This is a genomic window from [Lactobacillus] timonensis (assembly GCF_900240275.1).
GTDB classification, from domain to species: domain Bacteria; phylum Bacillota; class Bacilli; order Lactobacillales; family Lactobacillaceae; genus Limosilactobacillus; species Limosilactobacillus timonensis.
The window spans coordinates 590,150-614,578 of the sequence record NZ_LT964761.1 but is presented as its reverse complement, the minus strand read 5'-3'; the positions used below and the strand labels follow the sequence as shown (position 1 = coordinate 614,578).

25 protein-coding genes and 1 pseudogene are annotated in these 24,429 nt (G+C 45.4%); 22 read left to right on the top strand and 4 right to left on the bottom strand.

Going from position 1 to position 24,429, the window contains the following annotated elements:
* Positions 1-4 precede the first annotated feature (4 nt).
* Both C1710_RS02965 and C1710_RS02960 read left to right on the top strand, forming a co-directional pair.
* The gene (locus tag C1710_RS02965; RefSeq protein ID WP_102279863.1) at positions 5-1,264 is read left to right on the top strand and encodes a PTS ascorbate transporter subunit IIC; all 1,260 of its coding nucleotides are present in this window, start codon (positions 5-7) and stop codon (positions 1,262-1,264) included.
* Between the two features lie 16 nt (positions 1,265-1,280).
* Positions 1,281-1,913, top strand: coding sequence for a beta/alpha barrel domain-containing protein (locus C1710_RS02960; RefSeq protein ID WP_102279861.1), 633 nt, complete (start codon positions 1,281-1,283; stop codon positions 1,911-1,913).
* Positions 1,914-2,037: 124 nt separating this feature from the next.
* On the opposite strand, the gene deoC is transcribed toward C1710_RS02960, so the two are convergent.
* Entirely contained in the window at positions 2,038-2,688 is a 651-nt protein-coding gene (gene deoC / locus C1710_RS02955; RefSeq protein WP_102279859.1) for a deoxyribose-phosphate aldolase, read from the bottom strand.
* A gap of 293 nt (positions 2,689-2,981) precedes the next feature.
* On the opposite strand from deoC, the gene C1710_RS02950 reads away from it, so the two are divergent.
* The 17 genes and pseudogenes from C1710_RS02950 (at position 2,982) to ptsP (ending at position 20,453) form a co-directional block, all read left to right on the top strand.
* Positions 2,982-5,048 (top strand): BglG family transcription antiterminator, encoded by a 2,067-nt coding sequence (locus C1710_RS02950; protein WP_102279857.1) that lies wholly within the window; start codon positions 2,982-2,984, stop codon positions 5,046-5,048.
* 1 nt (position 5,049) lies between these two features.
* Positions 5,050-5,340, top strand: coding sequence for a PTS sugar transporter subunit IIB (locus C1710_RS02945; RefSeq protein ID WP_102279855.1), 291 nt, complete (start codon positions 5,050-5,052; stop codon positions 5,338-5,340).
* Positions 5,341-5,357: 17 nt separating this feature from the next.
* Positions 5,358-6,725 (top strand): PTS ascorbate transporter subunit IIC, encoded by a 1,368-nt coding sequence (locus tag C1710_RS02940; RefSeq protein ID WP_102279853.1) that lies wholly within the window; start codon positions 5,358-5,360, stop codon positions 6,723-6,725.
* A 34-nt stretch (positions 6,726-6,759) separates the two neighbouring features.
* Complete coding sequence (gene tkt / locus C1710_RS02935) at positions 6,760-8,751, top strand: transketolase (RefSeq protein WP_102279850.1); 1,992 nt, start codon at positions 6,760-6,762, stop codon at positions 8,749-8,751.
* A 73-nt stretch (positions 8,752-8,824) separates the two neighbouring features.
* Positions 8,825-9,799, top strand: a complete 975-nt coding sequence (locus C1710_RS02930) for a type I phosphomannose isomerase catalytic subunit (protein WP_102279848.1) — start codon at positions 8,825-8,827, stop codon at positions 9,797-9,799.
* A gap of 69 nt (positions 9,800-9,868) precedes the next feature.
* The gene (locus tag C1710_RS02925) at positions 9,869-10,528 is read left to right on the top strand and encodes a histidine phosphatase family protein (protein WP_102279845.1); all 660 of its coding nucleotides are present in this window, start codon (positions 9,869-9,871) and stop codon (positions 10,526-10,528) included.
* A 192-nt stretch (positions 10,529-10,720) separates the two neighbouring features.
* Positions 10,721-11,146, top strand: a complete 426-nt coding sequence (locus C1710_RS02920) for a PTS sugar transporter subunit IIA domain-containing protein (RefSeq protein WP_102279843.1) — start codon at positions 10,721-10,723, stop codon at positions 11,144-11,146.
* A gap of 18 nt (positions 11,147-11,164) precedes the next feature.
* Positions 11,165-11,665, top strand: a complete 501-nt coding sequence (locus C1710_RS02915) for a PTS system mannose/fructose/N-acetylgalactosamine-transporter subunit IIB (protein WP_102279841.1) — start codon at positions 11,165-11,167, stop codon at positions 11,663-11,665.
* Between the two features lie 13 nt (positions 11,666-11,678).
* Positions 11,679-12,500, top strand: coding sequence for a PTS mannose/fructose/sorbose/N-acetylgalactosamine transporter subunit IIC (locus tag C1710_RS02910; protein WP_102279839.1), 822 nt, complete (start codon positions 11,679-11,681; stop codon positions 12,498-12,500).
* A complete protein-coding gene (locus tag C1710_RS02905) occupies positions 12,497-13,330 on the top strand; it encodes a PTS system mannose/fructose/sorbose family transporter subunit IID (protein ID WP_102279836.1) in 834 nt (277 codons plus the stop codon). The genes C1710_RS02910 and C1710_RS02905 overlap by 4 nt, the downstream gene beginning before the upstream one ends.
* Before the next feature lie 135 nt (positions 13,331-13,465).
* The gene (locus C1710_RS02900; RefSeq protein ID WP_102279834.1) at positions 13,466-14,713 is read left to right on the top strand and encodes an oxidoreductase; all 1,248 of its coding nucleotides are present in this window, start codon (positions 13,466-13,468) and stop codon (positions 14,711-14,713) included.
* 308 nt (positions 14,714-15,021) lie between these two features.
* Entirely contained in the window at positions 15,022-15,477 is a 456-nt protein-coding gene (locus C1710_RS02895) for a PTS sugar transporter subunit IIA (protein WP_235857958.1), read from the top strand.
* A 13-nt stretch (positions 15,478-15,490) separates the two neighbouring features.
* Entirely contained in the window at positions 15,491-16,888 is a 1,398-nt protein-coding gene (locus C1710_RS02890) for a PTS galactitol transporter subunit IIC (protein ID WP_102279831.1), read from the top strand.
* 35 nt (positions 16,889-16,923) lie between these two features.
* Positions 16,924-17,217, top strand: coding sequence for a PTS sugar transporter subunit IIB (locus C1710_RS02885; protein ID WP_102279828.1), 294 nt, complete (start codon positions 16,924-16,926; stop codon positions 17,215-17,217).
* 193 nt (positions 17,218-17,410) lie between these two features.
* Positions 17,411-17,890, top strand: a pseudogene (locus C1710_RS02880) (TIM barrel protein); the annotation flags it as partial.
* Between the two features lie 13 nt (positions 17,891-17,903).
* A complete protein-coding gene (locus C1710_RS02875; protein ID WP_102279218.1) occupies positions 17,904-18,635 on the top strand; it encodes an L-ribulose-5-phosphate 4-epimerase in 732 nt (243 codons plus the stop codon).
* Positions 18,636-18,731: 96 nt separating this feature from the next.
* On the top strand, positions 18,732-20,453 hold the full coding sequence (gene ptsP / locus C1710_RS02870; protein WP_102279826.1) for a phosphoenolpyruvate--protein phosphotransferase: 1,722 nt from the start codon (positions 18,732-18,734) through the stop codon (positions 20,451-20,453).
* Between the two features lie 64 nt (positions 20,454-20,517).
* Here the strand turns inward: ptsP and C1710_RS02865 are convergent, their stop codons facing one another.
* Positions 20,518-20,967, bottom strand: coding sequence for a universal stress protein (locus C1710_RS02865; protein WP_102279824.1), 450 nt, complete (start codon positions 20,965-20,967; stop codon positions 20,518-20,520).
* A gap of 100 nt (positions 20,968-21,067) precedes the next feature.
* Between C1710_RS02865 and C1710_RS02860 the strand changes: the two genes are divergently transcribed.
* Genes C1710_RS02860 through C1710_RS02850 form a run of 3 tightly spaced genes read left to right on the top strand, consistent with a single transcriptional unit; the run spans position 21,068 to position 23,143 of the window.
* Positions 21,068-22,189: a L,D-transpeptidase family protein gene (locus C1710_RS02860; RefSeq protein ID WP_102279822.1), complete on the top strand. Its 1,122-nt coding sequence runs from the start codon at positions 21,068-21,070 to the stop codon at positions 22,187-22,189.
* Between the two features lie 11 nt (positions 22,190-22,200).
* Positions 22,201-22,614, top strand: coding sequence for a hypothetical protein (locus C1710_RS02855; protein WP_102279820.1), 414 nt, complete (start codon positions 22,201-22,203; stop codon positions 22,612-22,614).
* Positions 22,595-23,143 (top strand): hypothetical protein, encoded by a 549-nt coding sequence (locus C1710_RS02850; protein WP_102279818.1) that lies wholly within the window; start codon positions 22,595-22,597, stop codon positions 23,141-23,143. The genes C1710_RS02855 and C1710_RS02850 overlap by 20 nt, the downstream gene beginning before the upstream one ends.
* 262 nt (positions 23,144-23,405) lie before the next feature.
* Here the strand turns inward: C1710_RS02850 and C1710_RS08430 are convergent, their stop codons facing one another.
* Complete coding sequence (locus C1710_RS08430) at positions 23,406-23,537, bottom strand: hypothetical protein (protein ID WP_268874809.1); 132 nt, start codon at positions 23,535-23,537, stop codon at positions 23,406-23,408.
* 30 nt (positions 23,538-23,567) lie between these two features.
* The gene (locus C1710_RS02845) at positions 23,568-24,236 is read right to left on the bottom strand and encodes an Rpn family recombination-promoting nuclease/putative transposase (RefSeq protein ID WP_180961286.1); all 669 of its coding nucleotides are present in this window, start codon (positions 24,234-24,236) and stop codon (positions 23,568-23,570) included.
* Positions 24,237-24,429 lie beyond the last annotated feature (193 nt).

Sequence of the window (24,429 nt, the reverse complement as noted above, 5' to 3'; positions counted from 1 at the left end):
AAACATGAAGTTTGTTGTTGCATTACTTAGCAACCCAGCGATCCTACTAGGACTAGTTGCATGTATCGGTTTGATTGCTCAGAAGGGTAAAACAGCAACTGATGTTGTTAAGGGGACCATCAAGACAATTGTTGGTTTTGCTATTTTTCAGGGTGGGGGTTCGATGATCACCGCCTCGCTTCAGAACTTTAACAAACTATTCCAAAAAGGGTTCCATATTCATGGGGTTATTGCCGCACCTGAAGCTGCAACCGCAGCTGCCCAAACTCATTATGGATTAGTTGTTTCTGTTGTATTGATTCTCGGCTTTGTCTTTAACCTGATTTTTGCACGAATCACACCCTTTAAGAATATCTTCTTTACCGGTGGACACAGCTTGTTCTTTGCTTGTATTTTGGGATTAATTTTGAAATCATACGGAATGAACGACTTCTGGGCTTGTCTTCTAGGTGGAGCTATTTTAGGGTTCTTCTCTGGAGCGCTTCCGGAACTTTGCCAACCATTTATGCGTAAGATCACTGGTGGAGATCAGCAAGCGATTGGTCACTTTAACATGATCGGTTATGCTTTGGCCGGCTGCGTTGGTTTATTGTTCAAGAAACATGCTGACGAAACCACCGAAAACATTCATTTTCCAAAGTTCCTGTCATTATTCAAAGACTTTATTATCGGTGTTGCTGTTTTAATGCTGATCTTGTTCTACGCCGCAACTCTTGCTGCCGGTGAAGCTTACACTATGAAAGTTTCCGGTGGTGTTCAGTGGCTGGTCTTCCCATTATTACAAGCCATTTCATTTACTGCCGGTATGAGTATCCTGATGTACGGTGTTGGGATGTTCCTGGAAGAACTCACAAACGCCTTTGTATCTATTTCAACAAAGTTTATTCCAGGTTCTCGTCCAGCACTGGATGTACCGACGATTTTCCCATACGCACCGACTGCGATCCTAGTTGGGTTCATTAGTTCATACACTGCTGGTTTGATTGCGATTGTCATTATGCTGGCATTGCACTTCTCTACTGTGATTATTCCAGCTGCTCACATTTGCTTCTTCTCAGGTGGTGCTTCTGCTATTTTTGGTAACTCGACTGGTGGTTGGCGGGGAGCTATTGCTGGTTCTTTCGTCATGGGACTGTTGCTTGCATTCTTACCACTTGTTTTGATGCCAACGTTCCAGCACATGGGTATTAATGGTTCAACTTTCCCGAACGTTGACTACAATGTTATCGGTATTTTCCTGAAGGGTGTTTTGAACTTATTCTAATTGAAAGGGTCTTATAATGATTCAAAAAATTAATACTGCAAAGAAAATGGCAGAGTATAACTTGATGTCTGTCGTTCGCGCAACGCCAGAAAGAACATTAGAAATTGCCAAGGCCTGTTATGAAGGCGGGGTAAAGATGATCGAAATCAGCTTTACTGTTCCAACGGCAATTGAATCGATTGAATTGGTAAAAAAAGAATTGCCTGAAGTTATTATCTGTGCAGGGACTGTTCTTGATCCTACTACTGCTCGTTTGGCTATTCTTCATGGTGCAGATGCTATTTTGTCGCCACAATTTGATGCCGAAGTAGACGAACTGGCAAACCTGTACCAGATTCCTTATTGCCCAGGGTGCCATACAGTAACGGAAATGACGACTGCTTTAAAGGCTGGGGCATCTTATATCAAGTTCTTCCCTGGCTCGGCAGTTGACGGTCCTAAGCTGATCAAAACTGCAGTTACACCAACGCCATTTATGCCAGTATTGGCCTCTGGTGGTATCAACTTTGATAATTTCTACGACTTTTTGGATGCTGGTGCAGATATTACCTGTTTTGGTGGGTTGCTTGCCAATGGCAATGCAGCCACTATTAAGGAACATGCTGCTAAGCTGAGTCAAATGCTAGCAGCTTATCGCAATAAGCATTAATTCTTCTGGCACAATCTCGACATTAAATTTCTCTTCCCAAGATAGATTGTGCCAGATTAATTAACGACGAAAGACCTAAGCGGAACTAGTTCCACTTAGGCCTTTTTAATTTAAAATAAATATTTTACTTCCCAATAATCTGCATACTATGGCTCACGCCAAGGCGAGTGGCCCCCGCGTCGATCATCGCTTGGGCTTCGTCGGCAGTATGAATGCCACCGGAAGCTTTTACAGCAGTCGAAGTTCCTTGAACGGCGGCGGCCATCAGCTTGACGGCGTGAACCGTTGCGCCACCAGTCGAGAAACCAGTGGAGGTTTTGACAAAGTCGGCGCCGGTCTTGGCGACGATTTTAGCGGCGCGGGTAATTTCATCATCAGTCAACAGGCAGGTTTCGATGATCACCTTTACCACCTTATCAGCGGCGTGACCAGCACCTACCACGGCCTGAATATCTGCTTCAACCTTGTCTTCATGACCTGATTTCATCTCACCGATGTTCATTACCATATCCAGTTCGTCGACACCATTAGCGATGGCATCTTCAGCTTCGGCAACTTTAATTTTAGTGGTGTTGGCCCCGAGTGGAAAACCAATAACACAGGCTGTTTTGACATCAGTACCAGCTAATAGTTGGTGAACTTTGGCTACCCAGTAAGGGTTAATCATTACCGTGTGGAAATGGTTGTCAATCGCTTGCTGGACAACTGTTTCAACTTGTTGTTCAGTCGCGTCTGGGGCTAATAAAGTGTGGTCAATATATTGATTGAATTGCATATGATTACCTTCTCTTGAATTGCGAAACAACTAAATACATTATCTCATTTATCAATCTAACTTTGTGAGCAGAAGACATTATTTTTAGTATCTTTGCTGCGTCGACTTAATTGTCGGCGTTTTTTTAATTGATAAAAATACAAAAAGAATACTGTACTTTACTTCAAGGCGTATTTACTCTATTGAAGGGTACAACAACGATAGGGTTACTTTTGCATTTTTCAATATATCTTTTTAGTAATTTCTAAGTAAGCGGTTTCCTTGTATGATTATAACCGTAAGGAGGTTTGACAATGATAGATCTATCAGAGAAAGAGAAAACTATCCTTATATTATTGCTAGATGCTGAAGAGCCGCTATCGGTTGATGAATTGACCGAGAAATTAGCTATTTCGAAAAGATCAGTTTATTCGGTGATTGCGAAACTCAACAAAAAGCTACTAGATGATGGTATTACCCCTTTACAAAACGTGAGAGGAGTTGGGTATCACCTAATAGATGATAGTCGTTCCCAACTGGGAAAGTTGAAACTTCAGGACAATTACCGGCCGCGACTTAAGTCAGTTGATCGTGAACAGTTAATGATTTGGGAACTATTTTTACGAGAGCAGTCTATCACAATCAGTTATTTAGAACAAAAGACAGCTCATTCACGTAGCACAATTCTAAAAGACATTAACCATGTTCGGACGCTACTAAAGAGCACGGGAATTGAACTAATCGGTAATCGTAATGGGTACAGCCTAGTTGGTGATGAATTGCAAATTCGGAATTATGTTTTTAAAAACGTAAATTTCCAAAGACTAATTGCAGTTTTTCGTAAAACAAATTATAAATCACCAACTTGGCAACAATACGATAAAACTACTGAGTGGTTGACGCTAGTTCAGAAGTTTCTACATCATTATTTTTCCTACGAAAGTTTTCGCAATATCAGCTTCTTTTATAGCGGGGTGATAAGTAGATTACGACAAGGATTAAGCTTGAGCGTCAATAGTTTTCCAAGTAACGAGTTTATTAAAAACCAAATGCATGACCAACCAGAGTTTGAGTTCGCACGGGATCTTATTCAGAAGATAGTTCCGGGAAGTTTGCCAGAGGAAACATACTATCTTGAAGGATTGTTACTGGAAAGTCCAACTGTATCAACTCGCAAGCAGCTAGGCGAAAATGATATCGAGAGGAAAATTACGCAGGCGACCGTCGAAGTTATTAATACATTCAAAAATCTTGACCAAGTCAAATTCCAAGACGAAAAGAAGCTTCAATCAAAGCTGTTTCAACACCTTATTGCGACATTTTATCGGGTGGCTTATCACCGCCAGTACAAAGATAAAATCGCAGGGAAGCTAAAAAAGCAGTACCGACAGATTTACTTATATACTCAGCTTTCGCTGAAACCTTTTGAAGATCTGCTTGCTGAACCGCTTAATGATGACGAGGTTGGCCTAATTAGTATGTATTTTGGCGCAGAACTTTATCATCAGCATGTCCAAAAGCAATCGGCCTTATTAGTATGCTCTGCGGGGCTAGGCACGTCATACCTATTGAAATCGCAGCTGGAAACGATGATACCAGAATTACTCCAAGTTGGGCCGATAACCAAGAGCGATTATGAAGGACTGACAGAGGTAGAACAAGATATTGTTATCTCAACCGTTCCAGTTTCAACGCTCAATAAACCTGTCATTAAGGTCGATTCTATATTGTCTGACAATGATTTATTAATACTTAAGAAAAAATTGATCCGCAATCATATTATTCCTACAGGCATTAGCCAAAACTTGTCGGCAATACTAGAAGTGGTACAAGCCAATACAAAGATTACTAACTACCGTGACCTGGTGATGGGAATTCAAGACGTTTTGACACCTAGTGTTAACTACAGGCATAAAGGAGAATATGGACCATTGTTAAGTGAATTACTTACAGATAAGACGATTCAAATCGGGGTTCCAAGCTCGGGAATGACTTGGCAACAAGCTATCCAGCGAGCCGCCCAACCGTTGATTGATTTAGGAAAAATTAAGAGCAGTTACGTTGATGACATTATTGCTAACGTTCATAAGAACGGTCCTTACATCAACATTGCTGACAAGATTGCGTTAGCACATGCTCAGCCAAGTTCAGATGTACTTGAAGTAGGAATGTCATTGTTGCTTCTCGACAATACGGTTGATCTAGTTGATGACAAGCATAAGATTCAGCTGATTGTTGTTCTGGCAGCTAAGGATTCTAGTTCTCATCTGAGAGCGTTAGCGGAATTAACACAAATACTTGGGGATGAAGAGAAAGTTAAGCAAGTTCTTAATGCAAAGTCAGTAGATACAATTACTCAATTAATTAGGGATGGTGAATAACATGATTACTATTGGAGCATGTTGCAGTACAGGTGTTGGTTCTTCGTTCATGGTTGATATGAATATGCAGGAAGTTTTACAACAATTAGGCCGTTCTGATGTTAAAACACTTCACATTGACTTGTCTGGTGTTAACCGTGATACTGCCGATCATTTCTTTGTGGGACGGGATATGTACGATGCTGTTGCCCACGTGGTTGGCGAAGAGAATGTCACCGTTTTGAATTCAATTATTGATAAAAAAGAGTTGAAGGATAAGATCAAGGCTTATTTGGATAGCGTTGAAGATTAATGGAGGGGTGATTTCTAATGAACGGTTTTTTAAACTTTCTTGTTAGCATCGCACGGACACCGTCAATTTTAGTGGGCCTGGTAGCGGTACTTGGTCTAGCACTTCAGAAAAAGGAAGGTACTGATATTGCCGAGGGTGGTATTAAGACCTTCGTTGGGTTCCTTGTTCTAACTGGTGGTGCAGGGGTTATCACCAATGCCCTTGATCCTTTCGGAAAGATGTTCATGCATGCCTTTCATGTACAAGGGGTCGTTCCGAATAATGAAGCTTTTACCGCAACGGCACTGGGCAAGTATGGTAGTGCCACAGCGCTAATTCTCTTAGTCGCACTAATTGTTAACGTTATTTTGGCGCGGATGTCGCACTTTAAGTACATCTACCTGTCCGGGCACGTTATGATTAACATGTCTTGTATGTTGGCCGTTCTGCTTGCAGTGGCTGGCTTTACTGAAGTTCCATCAATCGTTATTGGTGGGGTCTTCCTAGGACTGTTTGATACGATTATGCCTGCGTTAATTCAACCGTTTGTTCGGAAAGTTACGAAGACAGACGAAATTGCGATTGCCCACACGGGTGACTTTGGTTACTTGATTTCAGGATTAGTTGCTAAGGTTGTCGGTGATCCTTCTAAGACCACTGAAGATCTTCACGTACCAAAGAAGGTTTCATTCCTTCGTGACAACACCATTGCGGTTACGCTGACAATGGCTGTTGCTTACATCATTGTTGCCATTGCTGCTGGTCCAACCTACGTTGATAAATTTAGCGGTGGGATCAACTACCTCATTTATGCGTTTATTGAATCTGGTTCCTTTGCTGCTGGTGTTTACATCATGCTGGCTGGTGTACGGATGATTCTTAATGAATTGATTCCTGCCTTCAAGGGCATTTCTGCCAAGTTGGTACCTGGTGCTAAGGCCGGGCTGGATATTCCAATCCTGTTCCCATTTGCACCAAATGCCGTAATTGTTGGGTTCTTCTGCAGCTTTATTGGTGGTTTAGTTGCTACTGCTTTGATGGTTGTCTTCCACACTACCATTGTTATTCCAGGGGTCGTTGCTCACTTCATGTGTGGTGCGACTGCTGGGGTTATTGGTAACGCTGTTGGTGGTCGTCGAGGTGCCGTTATTGGTGCGTTTGTTCACGGCTTTATGATTTCGTGGGTTCCAATCATGCTGATTCCAGTTCTGGGTCACCTCGGACTGGGGACTGCTAGCTTTGCCGACTCCGACTTCGGTGTTGTTGGTTCAGTTGTTGGTTACAGTGGTATGTATGCAGGTCGCATGGGAATTATTGGTGCCTTGGTTGCTTGCTTGGTTATCTTCTTCATTATCTCCATCATCCTTGATCACCGTGACAAGGTTAATGCCAACAATAACAAGTAATGATATCTAATTATTGAGCAGAGAGGAGTTCAATATGAAGTATACAAGTAAGGATCAGCAAGCGGTAAATGCAATTCGGGCTTTAAGTATGGATGAAATTACCAATGCTAATTCAGGACACACTGGGGTCACACTAAGTGCTGCGCCACTGCTCTACACTATTTACAGGAATATGAATGTTGATGTTGATGACCCGCAGTGGTTTAACCGTGACCGCTTTGTATTATCAGGTGGACATGGATCGGCAATGATGTATGCCCTTCTTCACTTGATTGGCTATGATATTTCGATTGACGATCTCAAACAATTCCGGACGTTGGGAAGCAAAACACCAGGGCATCCAGAAATTACTACTCCTGGTGTAGACGCAGCAACCGGTCCGTTAGGTCAAGGCTTTGGTATGGCGGTAGGGATGGCAATGGCCGCAAAACACCTTGCGTCAATTTACAACCGTCCAGGCTTTGATATCGTCCATAACCACATCTTTGTTGAGGTTGGTGATGGTGACTTGATGGAAGGGATTAGCCACGAAACTGCTAGTCTAGCTGGACACCTTCACTTGAATAATTTAATCGTCTTGTATGACTCAAACCGTAACACGATGGATTCTGCATTAAGTGCAGAATGCAATGACAATGCGGCCGAGCGCTTTAAGGCATATGGTTGGAACTACCTAAGCGTTGAAGATGGTAATGATCTAAACGCTATGGATAGTGCCATTCAAGTTGCTAAGGATGAACATAGCCGACCAACAATCATTGAAGTTAAGACAGTCTTAGGATATGCTTCGCCATTTGCTGACAGTCACAAAGCGCACGGAGTAGTCTTGACTGAGGAACAAGTTCAAGAAACTAAACAGCAGCTGGGCTACGAATATGGACCATTTGATGTTCCAGACGAAGTATATTCGACCTTTAAGCAAATCAAAGATGATGGTCAAACAGCCCATGCTGTATGGAATGATTTATTGCAAGAATATCGTGAAAAGTATCCTAACCTCTACACTAGTTTGGTAAATAACCTCACTAATAAGGAAAAAATCAATATCGATGACTTCCAGGAAGAATTTTCCGACCAGGAAGCAACTCGGGATGCGATTCACCAAATTTTGCAAACTACCATTCAAAAGACTGACATCAATTTGTGGGGTGGTTCAGCAGACCTCGGCAGTTCTGATAAGACTTACTTTGATAGTGATGAAGGATTTCAACCTGGTCAATATGGCAAACATAATATTGCATTTGGAATTCGAGAATTTGCTGAAGGTGCAGAACTAAACGGAATTACTCTCTATGGTGGCTCACGTGTCTTTGGAAATACGTTCCTGATTTTCTCAGAATATATGCGGAGTGCAATTAGGCAAGCGTCGCTAATGCAGATTCCAACGGTTTACTTATTTGGACACGACTCAATTTCACTTGGCCCTGATGGTCCAACCCACCAGCCAATTGAACAACTGGAAGGTTACCGAGCAATGCCAAATTTGATTGTATTTCGGCCAGCCGATGCATTAGAAACGCTCTATGCTTGGGAATACACGCTAAACGAGCATCATGCCCCAGTAATGCTGGTTCTTGGTAGGCAGAAGTTACCAACGCTAAAGAAGTATCAAACTGTTATTAAAGATTCTGTTGCCAATGGTGGATATATCCTATCTGAAGCGGCAAATGGCAAACCATCAGGGATTTTAATGGGCAGTGGTTCGGAAGTTAGCCTTCTGCTAGATGCACAAAAGAGACTCGCTGAAAAAGGAATTAACGTTCGTGTAATTTCGATGCCAAGTTTTGAACTGTTCCTTAAACAATCAGACAGTTATCGTGAAAATGTATTGCCATCAGAACTACGAAACCGAATGGCCGTTGAAATGGCAACAACTTATGATTGGGCACAATTTACTGGGTTAGATGGCACTATTTTAGGTATCAACCACTTCGGCGAAAGCGGTAATGGGGATGACCTTATTGCCAAGTCAGGATTTACTGTTGACAACATTGTCAAACAATACATTGACCGTTTTGCTAAGTAGTAATGTGTTGAACAGCATTAGGGATTGTTGCATTCCCTAATGCTGTTTTTTTAAGCCAAAAAGGAGATAAAAAATGGATTCAACACCGTTATTTTTAAAACCAGTTTTTCACCGAAAAATTTGGGGTGGTCGTAATTTAGAAAGAGATTTTGGATATCAGATACCTGATGGAAAAATTGGCGAATGCTGGGCTATCTCCGGTCACCCCCATGGGGTAAGCACCATAAAAAATGGCACCTATGCTGGTGAAACGTTGGACGTCCTTTACCGACAACATCCGGAATTGTTTGATCATCCCCAAGAAACCAAATTCCCTATTCTAACAAAGATTCTGGATGCTAATGATAAGCTCTCAATTCAAGTACACCCAGACGATGAGTACGCCAAAAAGAATGAAAATTCGTTGGGTAAAACAGAATGCTGGTATGTTCTTAAGGCTAAGCCAGATGCATATCTTATTTATGGGCATACAGCTAAAAGCCATGATGAATTAGACGAAATGATTGAAGATGGCAAATGGGATAAATTGCTAAAAAGATTACCGGTCAAACAGGGTGACTTTATTTTTACTCCCAGTGGTACTATTCATGCATTAACGGAAGGAATCGAAGTATTAGAAACACAACAGAGTTCTGATATTACTTACCGGCTTTATGATTATGACCGAATTGGACAAAACGGGAAGAAACGGCGATTGGATATTGCTAAATCGGAGGATGTCATTACTGTGCCGTTCGTTGCTCCCCATATTAAACCTCAAGTGGTGCGTGATAAAGAATCAACTGTGACTATTTTGGTAGGAAGTGAGGATTCACCTTACTTTACAGTGCAAAAATTAAGTATTAAAACGCCGCTTACCGAGAAGATGAGAGCACGGCCATTTTTACTTGTTTCAGTTGTGACGGGTTCTGGATCTCTAGTAATTGGCGATTATAGCTATAATGTAATTAAAGGGGACCACTTTATTTTGCCGGTCACGATTAATAAGTGGCAATGGTTAGGCGACATGACGTTGATTACTTCCTGGCCAAACCTGGGTAAATATTAAGCTCTTTAAAAAGGTCGTCGGCGTAACCGCTTGCATGGTATGATGTTCTTATGACTAAGGAGGGACATCATGGCAATTAATGTTTACATGGTACGGCACGGCGAGACTTACTTTAATATGTTTGCCCGGCTTCAGGGGTGGTCAGATACGCCACTAACGGAGAAAGGTGAGGAAGACGCTGCCAAGGTTGGCCGCGAGCTGGCACCGCTTCAGATTGACTACTTATTTTCAAGTGATCTCAAACGGGCAGTAGATACTGCGCGGATTTTGATCAAGAACCACCCAAAATCAACGATAACGGAACCAACCCAAAGCAAGCTTTTCCGGGAAGTTTTCTATGGATCCTTTGAAGGGCACAGCAACGAAGAAGGGGCGATTTGGGCCAGTCACTTAGCAGGTGATCGGATGCGTCGGCTGTCCCAGGTAATCGATAAGTACGGGATGCCGAAACTGCACGATTTGCTGCACGAAGCGGACCCGGCTCACCTGGCTGAAGACAGCCAGCAGTTAAACCAGCGCTGCGATCAAGCGATGGAGTTTTTACGTCAACTAGCGGACAACAGCAACGTTGTCGTTGCCGCACACGGCTCGATTATCCGCTACATTGCTTGCCGTTATGGCGAACGTGACGACTACGAAGGACCGGACAATGGTGCCATCATGAAATTGTCACTGAGTCCTGAACAAGTTAAAGTAGATTTCTATAATCAAAAGACTTTAGAAATTTAGGGAATTTTTCTAAATGAAAGCGCTATAGTAAACAGTACACCTAACTATACCTTTTACCGGGATTAGTTAGATGTATTTTTTTATATTTTAATTTTTTTAATCCTTAATAGCGATATCTGTTGCAGATAGCGCTTTCATTGATCAGATGATTATGGTAGTATTGAACCATACCAGAAAAGAGGAGGATGAAAAATGAAATATTTGATTGCGACGCACGGCAAGCTTGCTAGTGGTTTTCAAAGTTCCATCAATATCTTGACCGGTAAAGGAGACTCCGTGAAGGTCATTGATGCCTACCTTGATAATTCTGACTACACGCCAAAAATTGATGAGTTCATTGATAGTGTTTCTGATGATGAACAAGCGGTGATTTTCACTGACCTGTATGGTGGTTCTGTTAACCAAAAGGTTGTTACACGGCTTGTTCCTAAGGGCAAGGGCAATATCTTCCTGATTGCCAATTCCAATTTAGCTATTATTCTTTCAATTTTACTTCTGCCTGAAGGAACGAAGCTCAGTGACGACAAGATTAAGGAACTGATTGATGAAAGTGCCATTAAGCCGGTTCAGTGGAATACACAAGCTAATGACGATAATGACGATGACTTCTTTGATTAATATTTGGGAGGAATTTGAATGTTAGCACAGCTAAGAGTGGACGACCGGTTAATTCACGGTCAGGTCGCAGTGGTTTGGACCAAGGAATTAAATACTCCCCTGCTGGTAGTGGCTAATGACCATGCCGCTAAGGATAAAGTGATGCAGATGACGCTGAAGATGGCCGTTCCCGATGGAATGAAACTGCTCATCCGTTCCGTGGACGATGCTATTCGGATTTTTAACGACCATCGTGGTAAGAACAAGCGGATTTTTGGTATCTGCAACTGTGTTTCTGACGCTAATAAGATTGCTCAAAACGTGGAAGACATTGAAGCGGTGAACGTTGCGAACGCCGGCCGGTTTGACAAGTCTGACCCGAAGAGCAAGGTTGAAGTGTTCCACAGTGTTCAATTGAACCCTGATGAATTAAAGGCTGCTAAGGAATTAGCTGCCTTAGACCGGGTTGATACTTACAACCAAGTTTTGCCAAGCAATGCCCGCCTCGACCTCGCCGAAGCACTGAAGAAGCTGAACTAAGGGGAGAAATTATATGCTTACACATGCATTATTAGCTGCATTAGCAGTTTTCATTTGTTTCGGTGGGAACTACCTGACCGGACAAAGTATGTTGGAGCGTCCGTTGGTCGTCGGTTTAGTTACCGGTTTGCTGATGGGCGACATGCGCCAGGGGATTTTGATGGGTGCTTCGCTGGAAGCCATCTTCCTGGGGAACGTTAACATTGGTGGTGTTATTTCTGCCGAACCAGTAACTGCCACCGCTATTTCGACTACTTTTGCCATTACGGCCGGGGTTAGCAAGGGTGCTGCCCTGACACTGGCTATTCCAATTGGGATGCTGGCCGCCTTCATGGTTATGTTCTTGAAGAACGTCTTCTTCAACATTTTCGCACCAGTAATGGACAAAGTTACTGCTGAGGGTAGTGAAGCTGGTCTGAACGTCCTTCAGTGGGGGACATGGGTCTTCTACTACTTCATTATTTCATCGGTCACTTTCGCCGGTATTTTAGCCGGGAGTGGCCCAGTAAACGCCTTTGTTAAGAACATTCCACAACCAGTCATGAACGGGTTGAACGCCGCTGGTGGTCTGCTGCCAGCCGTTGGTTTCGCCATGCTGATGAAACTGCTGTGGGACAATAAGCTGGCTGTTTACTACCTGCTGGGCTTTGTACTGACTGCTTATATCAAGCTGCCAGCCGTTGCCGTGGCTGTTATCGGGATCGTTATCTGTGTGGTTGTGGCCCAAAACGAACTGCGTTTGAACAAGATGGCTGCCGAAGGGGTTAACAATGGTGGTCACGCTGCCAACGCTAACGAAAGCAAGGAAGATGAAGAGGAGGACTTCTTCTCATGAAATTAACTAAAAATCTAGAACCTGCTGAAAGAAAAGCAATGCGCCGGGTCTTCTGGCGGTCATACGCGATGAACGCTTCACGGACCGGTGCCACTCAGTACCACGCCTGTGGTTTCCTGTGGAGCATCATGCCGATTATCGACCTATTCTACAAGGACGATCCTGAAGGTCGGAAGAAGGCCATGGTTCGTCACACGGCATGGTTTAACGCTACGTTGCACTTGAACGACTTTATTGTCGGGCTGGTTGCTTCAATGGAAAAGCAAAACAGCCAGAATGAAAACTTTGATGATAGTTCCATCACCGCCGTTAAGGCTTCCCTGATGGGTCCGCTGTCCGGAATTGGTGACTCGTTCTTCTGGGGAATCCTCCGGGTTGTGGCTGCCGGGATTGGTATTTCATTAGCTAGTGCCGGTTCTGCAATGGGTGCGATCGTCTTCTTACTGCTGTACAACATTCCTGCAATGATTATTCAATACTACTCACTGTACGGTGGTTACTCTGTCGGGACGACATTCATTGAACGCTTATACGAATCCGGCGGGATGAAGATCCTGACCAAGGTTTCCAGCTTGCTGGGGCTGATGATGATGGGATCGATGACGGCTTCCAACGTCAAGTTTAAGACGATCCTGCAAGTTACTGTCCAAGGCAGCAAGCAGGTTATGAAGATCCAAACTTACCTGGACCAACTGTTTGTCGGCATCGTGCCGTTGGCGGTTACCCTAGTTGCTTTCTGGCTGCTTTACAAGAAGCATGTCAACATCAACTGGGTCATGCTCGGTATCATGGTACTGGGGATTGTGCTCGGTCTTTGCGGTATTTGCTAATGTTGAACTGTAAATTTTAATCAATGTATATTAACCGCGGTCTATCAAGGGCCGCGGTTTGCGTTTTTCTTGCAAAGAATGCGCTTTCAATTTACGATAAGAAGGTAAGGTCTTTTAACCAATAAGGAGGAGACAATAATGTCAAACTTGAATGAATCCCTAACCTTTCGGCATGGTGCGACGGTAGTCAACCGTTTTGTTCAGGCACCGATGCTGACTAACAGCGGTGAAGACGGTTTTGCTACTCAGGATACGATTGATTATTATCACGCGCGGTCCCACGCTGGTGGAATGATTGTCACTGAGTACATGTACGTTGACGAAAATGGTGGGCCTGCCCTGACTTGGCGTCGCGGTCGTGAACAACTGGCGGTTTATGATGATAAGTTTGTTCCACAACTGACGAAAGTTGCTGCTGCCATTAAGCACTCAGGTAATAAGGCGATTCTGCAGCTATGCCACGTTGGCCGGGAAGCTAATTTCCGGGCAATGAATGGCAAGCCGGTTTACGCGCCAAGTGCCATTGACTTTCCGTTCTTACCATATAAAGTGCACGCCTTTAGCGAAGAACAGATTGAAAAACTGATTAAGGAGTTTGGCGATGCTACTAAGCGGGCAATTGACGCCGGTTTTGACGGAGTCGAAATTCACGGGGCTAACCACTACTTACTCCAGCAGTTCTTCTCGGAATACTCTAACCGGCGAACTGACCACTGGGGCGGTAGCCTAGAAAAACGGATGAACTTCCCACTGGCAGTAGCCAGGGAAGTTACCGAAACGGTTAAGAAGTACGCTCCAGCGGATTTTATCGTTGGCTACCGGATTTCACCTGAAGAAATTCACGGGCAAAATGTTGGCTACACCTGGCATGATTCAACCAAGCTGGTTGATAAATTGACTAAGGATTACGACCTGGACTACCTTCACTTGTCGATGCTGGAATATGATGCTAAGCCAGGAGATGCACTCTTGATGGACCAGGATGGTGAGGCGGCCGCCAAGTATTGTGATTCCGACAAACCATTTGCGATTCTCTTCAAACCATTCTTAAATGGGGCCAAGGAAATTATTGTCGGCGGTATAAATAGTGAGGAAGCAGCAAAAAATGCCGCCACGCTAGCTGACCTGGTTGCCGTTGGGAGGGAAAACTTGATTGACCCGACTTTTGCTGAACGGATCTTAGAAGGCGATGGTGACGAAGTGCTGACTAAGATTACACCAGAACAAGTTGAAAAGACCCGTTGGACACGGGGATTGATCGACGTCTTCTCGTCGGCTAACACCGTCATGCCACTTCCTGGCTCTGATTCGTTACGCCACTTACACGACGGCTTTGGTTCTTGGTCAGAAATGAAATATCCGGACAATCCCGAAATGAAATAAATACTGCTTGAGCAGTACCCGATATCAAACTACCCGGTTCAACTGAACCAGGGTGGTTTTTTAGTTAATTGAAGTATGTTTATCCAAAAATAATGAAACTTACTGAAAAATATTCAACGACTTTGGGCCAATTAGCTCCCTTACCGAGTGATCGTCGAACGCCGCAAAATAACGGGTACAAGCGTTAACTGCAATCCTCGGTGCAATCACTAGTGCAGTCGGTGCAGTTTAGAAAACGGTCTTTTGCACTATTAGCGCTTTCTTTGGTCAGATATCATTTAAATCGTAAGAGAGAGGGGGAATAGAAAGTGAACTACATCGATAGTCAACTGGTCTTTTCACAACTTGACGCCAAGGATTCAACTGATGTCATCAGCCAACTAGCAGACGCCCTGTACAAACACGGCAATGTTAATGCTGACTACAAGCAGGCGGTTCTTGATCGAGAAAAGGTTTATCCAACTGGATTGCCAAGTGGGGAGATTTGCGTCGCCGTGCCACACACGGATGTTAAGTACGTGAAAAAATCAGCGATTGTCTTTGCCTCACTGAAGAAGGCAGTTGATTTCGCCAACATGGCAGATAAGTCGCAGACGGTCAGCGTCCGCTTTGTTGCAATGTTAGCGATGAAGGAACCACACAGTCAGGTCACGCTTTTACAAAACTTAATGCAATTATTCCAAAATCAAGAATATTTAGAAAAGCTGATTAAGATTGATGATTCCGAGAAGTTGTATGGGGAATTGAAGGATTACTTCAAGTAAGGGAGTGTAAACGTTGAAAGCAGTTATTGATGTCATTCAATACATTGTTGATTTGGGGCCAACGGTTATGATTCCGATTATCTTCCTGATTTTCGGACTTGTATTACGAGTACCTTTTGCAAAGGCTCTTCGTGGGGGCCTGATGGTTGGTATTGGTTTCATTGGGTTGAACGCCACCGTGTCGATTCTGACCAGTGTTATGAACCCAGCCGTTAAGGAAATTATTAAGGTTTTGCACATGAACCTGTCAGTTATCGACGTTGGTTGGCCATCAGCTTCAGCCATCGCCTACGGTTCACTGGTTGGGGTTACGATGATTCCACTGGGGATCGCTATTAACGTTATCATGCTGGTTACTAAGACCACGCAAACGATCGACGTCGATATTTGGGACTTCTGGCACTTTGCCTTCACTGGTGGTTTGATTTACGCCTTGACCAGTGACATGTTCCTGAGTCTGTTTGCTGCCAGTGTCATCATGATCGTTATCATGGTCACTGCCGACCGGACCGCACCACTGTCTGAAAAGTACCTGGGTCTGCCAGGGATTTCAATCCCACACGGGTACGCGGGTTCATTCGTTCCGTTTGCCGTTGTTATTAACTGGATTATCGACAAGATTCCGGGTGTCAACAAGATTCACCTGGATGCCAAGGACTTCAACAAGAAGTTTGGTAGCTGGGGTGAGCCAACCCTGTTAGGGTTCATCATCGGTATTCTGGTTGGTTTCTTAGCTTACTGTGCTGTTCCAGGGATGGACTGGCCTACCAAGATCGGTAAGATCCTGCTGATGGCTGTTACCCTGTCAGCGATCATGATTATTACGCCAAAGATGGCCGCATTGCTGCTGCAAGGGGTTGTTCCAGTTTCTAACGCTATTCAAAAGCTGACGCAGAAGCACTTCGGTGGTCGGAAGTTCTACATCGGGATGGATACCGCTGTTGGTATCGGTAACCCAGTTGTTCTGGCTTGTGCTACGTTGATGATTCCACTTTCACTGATCTTCGCGTTCATTCTGCCAGGAAACAAGTTCCTGCCAACGATCGGTCTGACCGGGTTCGTCTTCATGTTCCCATTGATCGTTTCCGTTGTTCACGGTGACTTCTTCCGTTCATTCATCATTGGTGCAATTAATGTCATCTTAGGTCTGTACATCGGGACTAACCTGTCGCCATTCTTCACCAAGGCTGCACGGGCTGCACACTTTGCTATTCCAAAGGGTTCAACGCTGATCGGTTCAATCGACTACGAATCTAACCCTTACCCATGGCTGATGTTCCAGCTGGCCCACAACAAGATGGTTCTGTACATCTTTGGGGTTGTTGTTTGTGCCATCATGCTCTACTGGAACCACCGTTGTATTATTCGCGATGAAAAGAAGAGTGAAGCTGCTCAAGCTGCCAAGAACTAACGTTGTCATTCAAGCTTAGCTAGGAGGCTAAAAAGATGAAGAAGATTATTGTTGCCTGCGGTGCAGGTGTTGTTACTAGTACTACTGCTATGAACAAGCTGAACGAAGAACTGCAAGCTCGTGGTTACGAAGAAGGTCAAGACTACAAACTGATTCAGACTTCTGTTCAATCAGTTGCTTCAATGGCAGACGAAGCTGACATGGCCATCACGACCACTCAGTACGACAACGATGAAATCAAGATTCCGGTAATCAACGGTCTGCCACTGCTGACTGGGATCGGTGCTGATTCAGTAATTGACAAGGTTGAAGAACTGATTAAGGGTTAATCAGCTTACCTAGTTAAGATTTCCACCAATGACGACCATGAACTACTTCATTGGTAGAAAAAAGGGGGCTGTGACATAAGTCCCTAATAAAAAATGGATCTCGATGAAATCTTCGGATTTCATTGAGATCCATTTTCCTTTAAAATAAATAGAAAAGGCATCGACCGGACCGTCGATGCCTCCCAAAATACNCCTGGCCAAGTGTGTCCACATGGCTGCCGAAAAGATGGTTATGTTGTCAATCGAAACGATGGACGACCCCTTCATTAACTCGATGACTAAGATTGCCCACTACAAGACCCAGATTCATAGCCCATGGCTTCAGGCTTACCCAGACCTGGGGAACCTGTCGGCCTGGCCGGATAACGATGTGCCAGCCCAGCTGGAAAAGTTCACTGGTAACATCGCCGCCATTCACTTGAAGGATACCAAGGCTGTCACGCCAACCTTTAAGGGGCAGTTCAAGAACGTTCCGTTCGGTGAGGGCTGTGTTGACTTTGACGGCCTGCTCAAGGAGTTAGTCCGGCTGAACTACAACGGTAGTTACACGATTGAAATGTGGGCTGGCGACAACGGAGACGCGGATCCAACTCGCGAAGTAAAGGCGGCCAAAGCCTATTTTGACGATATCTTTGCCCGCGTCGGCATTCACCAGGAACCAATCGAAAAGTAAGGAGAAGAGAACGATGTTAGAAGAACTGAAAAAAGAAGTATACGATGCCAATATGCAGTTGCCAAAACTCGGCCTGGTAACCTTTACCTGGGGGAATGTCTCCGGGATTGATCGCGAAAAAGGGCTTTACGTAATCAAGCCGTCCGGGGTCCCGTACGACGAACTGACGCCTGACGACATGGTGGTCGTTAACCTGCAGGGGGAAGTGGTGGAAGGCGACCTCAACCCGTCATCTGACACGCCAACCCACACTTACTTGTACAACCACTTCCCCAAGATCGGCGGGATCGTCCACACCCACTCACCGTGGGCGGTGTCCTTTGCCGCTGCCCGGATGGACATCCCGGCTTTGAACACGACGCATGCCGACACCTTCTACACCGACGTACCAGCCGCCGACGCGTTGACCAAGGAAGAAATCGAGGAAGACTACGAAGGCAACACCGGGAAGGTCATCATTCGGTCGTTTAAGGAACGCCATCTGGACTACGAAGCCACTCCGGCAGCATTAGTGATGCAACACGGCCCATTCACCTGGGGTCCGACGCCAGCCAAGGCGGTGTACAACGCGAAGGTGCTGGAAGTCGTCGCTGAAGAAGACTACCACTCCATGATGCTTAACCGCTCTAACATTCACCTGCCACAGTACCTGCTTGATAAGCACTACTACCGCAAGCACGGGAAGAACGCTTACTACGGGCAGAACAACGCCCACAGCAAGGATCACGCTAAGCGGGAAAACTAACAAGAACGATAGTTGGTCAGTCACAAATGGACCAATTCGTTGTATAATAATATCAGCTTTGATGTAAGCGCTCATAAGCTGAAGGGAGAATTTGTAATGTCTAAAGTTGTTAAAGGGATTGCTGCCAGTGATGGTATCGGGATTGCCGAAGCCTACCTGCTGGTTGACCCGGACCTGAGTTTTGATAAGAAGAAGATTGAAGATACTGATGCCGAATACCAGCGGGTTGATAAGGCGTTTGCTGACTCAATCGACGAGTTAAACAAGATTAAGGAAAACGCCAAGGACCGTCTGGGGGACGACGAACTGGCCGTTTTCGATGCACACATTGCGATTTTGTCTGACCCTGAAATGAAGAAGCAGATTCAGCAGGAAATCGAAGGTCAAAAGATTACTGCTGAACAGGCAACGACTGACGTCATGGATATGTTCTCAGACACACTGGCTGCCATGAAGGATAACCAGTACATGCAAGAACGTGCGGCTGACGTGAAGGACGTTGAAAAGCGGGCATTAAGCCACCTGCTGGGCAAGCAACTGCCAAACATTGCTGCTATTGACAAGCCAGTGGTTATCGTTGCCCACGAAATTACTCCGTCTGACACTTCACAGATGGACAAGAAGTTCGTCAAGGGGATGGTTACCGACCTCGGTGGCCGGACTAGCCACGCTGCTATCATGTCACGGACTCTGCGGATTCCGGCAATCGTTGGTTCAGAAAACATTACTTCCAGTGTTAAGTCTGGCCAGCAGATCATCGTTGATGGTTTGAATGGTGATGCCATCGTTGACCCGAGTGATGATGAAGTGGATGAATACCAAAAGAAAGCTGCTGACTTTGAAAAGGAACGGGCTGAGTGGGCTAAGATGGTCGATGCTCCTTCCAAGTCCAAAGACGGCAAGGACTTTGAAATTGCTGCTAACATTGGGACGCCGGATGACGTTGTCGATGCCGTTAAGCAGGGTGCTGACGGTGTTGGACTCTTCCGTTCCGAATTCCTCTACATGGGCAGTGACCACATGCCAACTGAGGATGAACAATTTGAAGCCTACAAGAAGGCCGTTGTCGGCATGAAGGGCAAGCCGGTAGTTGTCCGGACCCTGGACATTGGTGGGGACAAGCCGCTGGACTACCTGCCACTGCCGAAGGAAATGAACCCGTTCTTGGGTTACCGTGCTATCCGGATTAGTCTGCACGACCCAGAAAAGATCTTCAAGCCGCAACTGCGTGCTTTGATCCGTGCTTCTGAATTCGGCCCCATTTCAATCATGTTCCCAATGATCGGGACGCTGGCTGAACTGCGGGCTGCCAAGAAGGTTTACAACGAATGTGTTGAAGAATTACAAAAGGATCACCCGGGCATTGGCAAGAACGTCAAGATTGGAATGATGATTGAAGTGCCACTGGCAGCAATTAACGCTGACAAGATGGCTGAAGAAGTTGACTTCTTCTCCATCGGGACTAACGACCTGATTCAATACAATTTCGCTGCTGACCGTGGTAACGATGCTGTTTCCTACCTTTACCAGCCACTGAACCCGGCTTTCCTTGGTTTAATCAACCATGTTATCAAGGCTGCTCACCGTCACAACACCAAGGCAGCAATGTGTGGCGAAATGGCCGGTGATGAACTGGCCTTGCCATTGCTGATGGGGATGGGCTTGGATGAGTACTCAATGAGTGCAACTTCCATCCTGCGGACCCGGAGCATGATGAGCAAGCTGGACACGAAGGACTGTGCAGCCCTGGTTGAAAAGGCGCTTGATATGGATACCCAGGAGGATGTTGAAAAGTTAGTTAAGGATAGCTTGAACTAATGACATTTTCTCCATGACAAAAGGGTGCTGGCAAAACTGCCAGCACCCTTTTACTGTCTTAACATTAGTGAACAACCATGACGTCACACGGTGAGTAGCGGACGACGTAGGCGGTTGTTGACCCAACGAGGACGCGTTCAACTCGTGATAGACCGGTGGCCCCGATAATGGTGAGGTCGGTCTGGTGGTCATGCGGAAATTCGCGGGCAATGACTTCCTTAGGACTGCCAAAACGCATGTGAATATGCACGTCCGTTAGTCCAGCTTTGACCGCACGCTGCTTGAGGTCATCAAGCCGCTCTTCAATCGTTTTCACCATGACGTACGTCCCGTCCTCATCAATTTCCATCGTGGAGGCGAAACCGTCAGTCATCTGGTCGATTTGAATTACGTTTAAGAGGTCTAACGTTGCGTGGTTTTGCTTAGCCACTTCAATTGCCCGGTCCATCAGGCGCGGGGTGATTTTCGAACCATCAACTGGTACTAAAATTTTTTGGTGCTGACTCTTATTCATCCTAATCCCTCCAAACTTGCTATAGTCTTCAAGTCAATTATACAATGAGACGTGATAAAATAACGTTATCAACACTTAAAAAGTTATTTGTGGAGGAAATATGAAACCCAGTAAGAAATTTGTTGCGGGGTTCGCCGCCATCATTATTGTTGGCGCGATTGGTCTTTACGAAACGCGAACTGCTAAGTACTTTGGGTCAGGCGTAACTATTAACCACGTTAAAGTGGGCGGTTTGACAGTTGCGGAGGCTAAGCAGAAGGTTAATCGTGCGCAGGGTGGTACCTACTTTTTTGAAAACGGGCGAGTAATCAGAAAGGCTGGCGGACAAGCAAAGCTCTTATCCACGGCCGACGTTCAAAAACTGTTTGACCAGCAACGCCATTACTTCCCGCGACCGCACCACGAACACTTTCAAAAGTATAACCAGGGAGCCGACGAAGCGAAGAAAGCTCTGCGCAGTCTTCGCGGGCGGGCAGTGAACTTTTCCCTAAACGGGCATGATTACACTTTTAAGGCCAATGACGTGTTAGACGGTACGACCTATTTGAATGGCCAGTACCAAGTTGACCAAACGGCTATCGCGCGGCGGTTGACGACGATTAACCACCAGCAGATGACGTTATTGAAGAATTACACTGTTACCACGCCTAGCGGTCAGGTTAACGTCCGGGGGAATACTTACGGTTGGCAACTTAACGTTTCGAAAGCTACTGCAGCCGTGATCAATGCGCTGACCGGAAATCAAAAGACGGTTGCTGGTAAGAACTATCTCAAGGGTGTTGGTTTTAATCCCAACGGGACTGGCTATGGGGTCGAAGCTAATGACGGCCTTGGCAAGAATTACATTGCAGTTTCTCTTGGCCAGCAGCATATGTGGGTCTATAAGGATAACAAAGTCGTGGCCAGCGTCGACATCGTCTCGGGGACCAATAACGGCCACGATAATACGCCGACCGGAGTTTTCTACATTGGCTACAAGCAAAGCCCGAGTGTCCTCCGTGGTAAGAATAGTAACGGGAGCGACTACGCCAGCAAGGTGAGCCGCTGGATGCCATTTACCGAGGAGGGTTGCGGTATTCACGACGCCAGTTGGCGAACCAGGTGGGGAGCTCACGAATGGCAGACTAATGGGTCACATGGTTGTCTTAACGTCCGCCCAAGTCAAATCGACTCTGTTTGGGACAATGTCGTTAAAGACGAGCCCATCGCGATTTTTAATTAAGAGGAGTTTTTATGAAAAACGTTTCAAAACTAATTGCCTTTTCGCTAATCTCGATGATTATTGCGGTCATTGTTGACCTCGCAATGTTTCACCAACAAGGAACACCGCTGCTCAGTGGAGAAGTCCTTTGGCGAGTTCTGTTGATCGTTGTTTTGTGGGTGGTAGTCGTTGGGCTCGCCGCCTTACGGATGCGCTTTTGCGGCTACGTTACTATTCTGGTGATGATTTACTACGCCTTTGCCGACTATGGTGGTTTTATTACCGTTCACCCGCGGGCCTCGGCTTACGGTTTGGCGATCGAAGTGCTCTGTGTGATTGGCATATTCGTTAGCATCATCGGAGTGTGGTATGGTATTCAACAGCGACTAGATTATGACCGGAAGAAAGTAAGGGAGAAGTTAGCTCATGAAACTAAGCGTAAGTGATTATCTTGAGCAGTTAGCCAACGCCAAGGTGAAGGAGGTAGCGGCGACCGCGGTTAGTGTGCAACAGCTGGCAAGCCTCCATGATGGTTTGGCATTTATTGCTGAACAACTGGAGAGCGGTTTTTTGGCTGCTTACCAGTGGAACGTTAGTGGTGAAGGCGAGGACGTGGCACTGCGGCTGGAAACTAACCTCATTAATGTTCCGATGGCCGAAGCGGAGCGGCTTGACCCCAAATTAATCAGTGGTGACGAGCCCCAACCAGTCAATGTTTACCTGGTAATGGAGGCGGAGCACGTTAACGCTTCCCACCTGCGGATCGACCTGCTAAACACGGCAGACGAGTTTGCCCAGCAACCAGACCAGTCAGTGATGAAGGCCCAGCAGTGGGTTAGCCAACACCTGGCTGCGATTAAGGAAAACCAAGAGAAGGCGAAGGAAACCGCTAAAAAGCCGAAGAAGACGACTAAGAAAACAACCCGGAAGAAAAAAAACCCCCGTCGGCGGCGGACTACCAAGTCCAGCAAGTAAGTTGCAAGTTAGCGTCAACGGTGTTAAGGTAAAAGTTGCGATGAGCTGAGAGGTCCGCAACCAACCCTAATTGGTTGCATGACATTTCAGAGTGGGGCATGTTAACCCGCCGGATTGCGGGGTGCCCGGAACGGGTCGTATGTGAACTGCGGGATCGTTCCTGAGATAGTATCAAGACACAAAAAAAGCTGTGACGATTCTTCGCCACGGCTTTTTTGGTTTGTTCAAAGGAAAGTTATATTAGTATTTGGTTGCCTTTCAATTAGTAATATTGATCCACCATGTCGTGAAGGGTGTCATCACTTAATCCAGTAGCCAATTTCTTAATGAAGGAATAGGTTGCTTGAGCGTCAAAGCCAGCAGCCTTGAGCTGCTTAATGGTGTTTCTAGTCATTTTAAGCGCTTTTTGTTGGCTTCCTTGCTTTTATCCCAATTGTTCGCGTTCAAGCAATTTTGTTTCATAATCCATGATCTGCGCCCTCCTTTGCGGGTCATCATTAATTGCTCTGATCTTTTGCTGTGCATAATCAAAGTGCTTGCTACCACTGATGGGTTCACCACGTATGAGCTTTATTAGGTTTTGCAAATCCTGGCTATTACCGGCAAGCTGGCCCTTTGCATTAATGATAACTTTCGTCGAATTAGTTGGCAACACTAGTGATTTATCATGATCTTCGTACTCATGGAAAACGTAGCGAATCCGCCCTTGTCCGGGATAATCAAAATCACAGAGAAAAATGATATAGGTTAGCAGAAGTTCATTATAGGATTTACTTTTCTCTAACGTGTAGTGGGCATCAACCTTGGATAAGTAGTAGCGCATTCGTTGACCTAAGTTATCATGGTCGGCAACCTGCATTTCCACATTGTAGACGCGGTTACGTTGGTCGCGGACCAGGATATCCAAGTGGACATCCTTGGCTTGGCGGTCGGTGTTGCGTAATTCCTTTTGCAGGGGCAGGTTCTGGACTTCAATAATATCCAGCTGGGGAAGAATGGTTTGGAGGACAAAGCGACAAAATTCCTGATTCTCCATCACCCAGCCAAAGACCTTGTCTTCAGTAAAGCCATAAGCTGGCCTATTTGCTTTCATAAGGCACCTCCGGAAAGACTTTTCCATTTGTAAATACGCAGAGGTGGCGTGCATTGTATTGCTAAGAAGAAAAAGCTGTTAATTGAAGAATTGACACCCAAGAAATATACAGATAGGTCGTGTCTACTTTGACCACATTGGCAACCTTTATCGGAAAATATTCGATTACAAAATATGCTAAAAAAGCACTGCA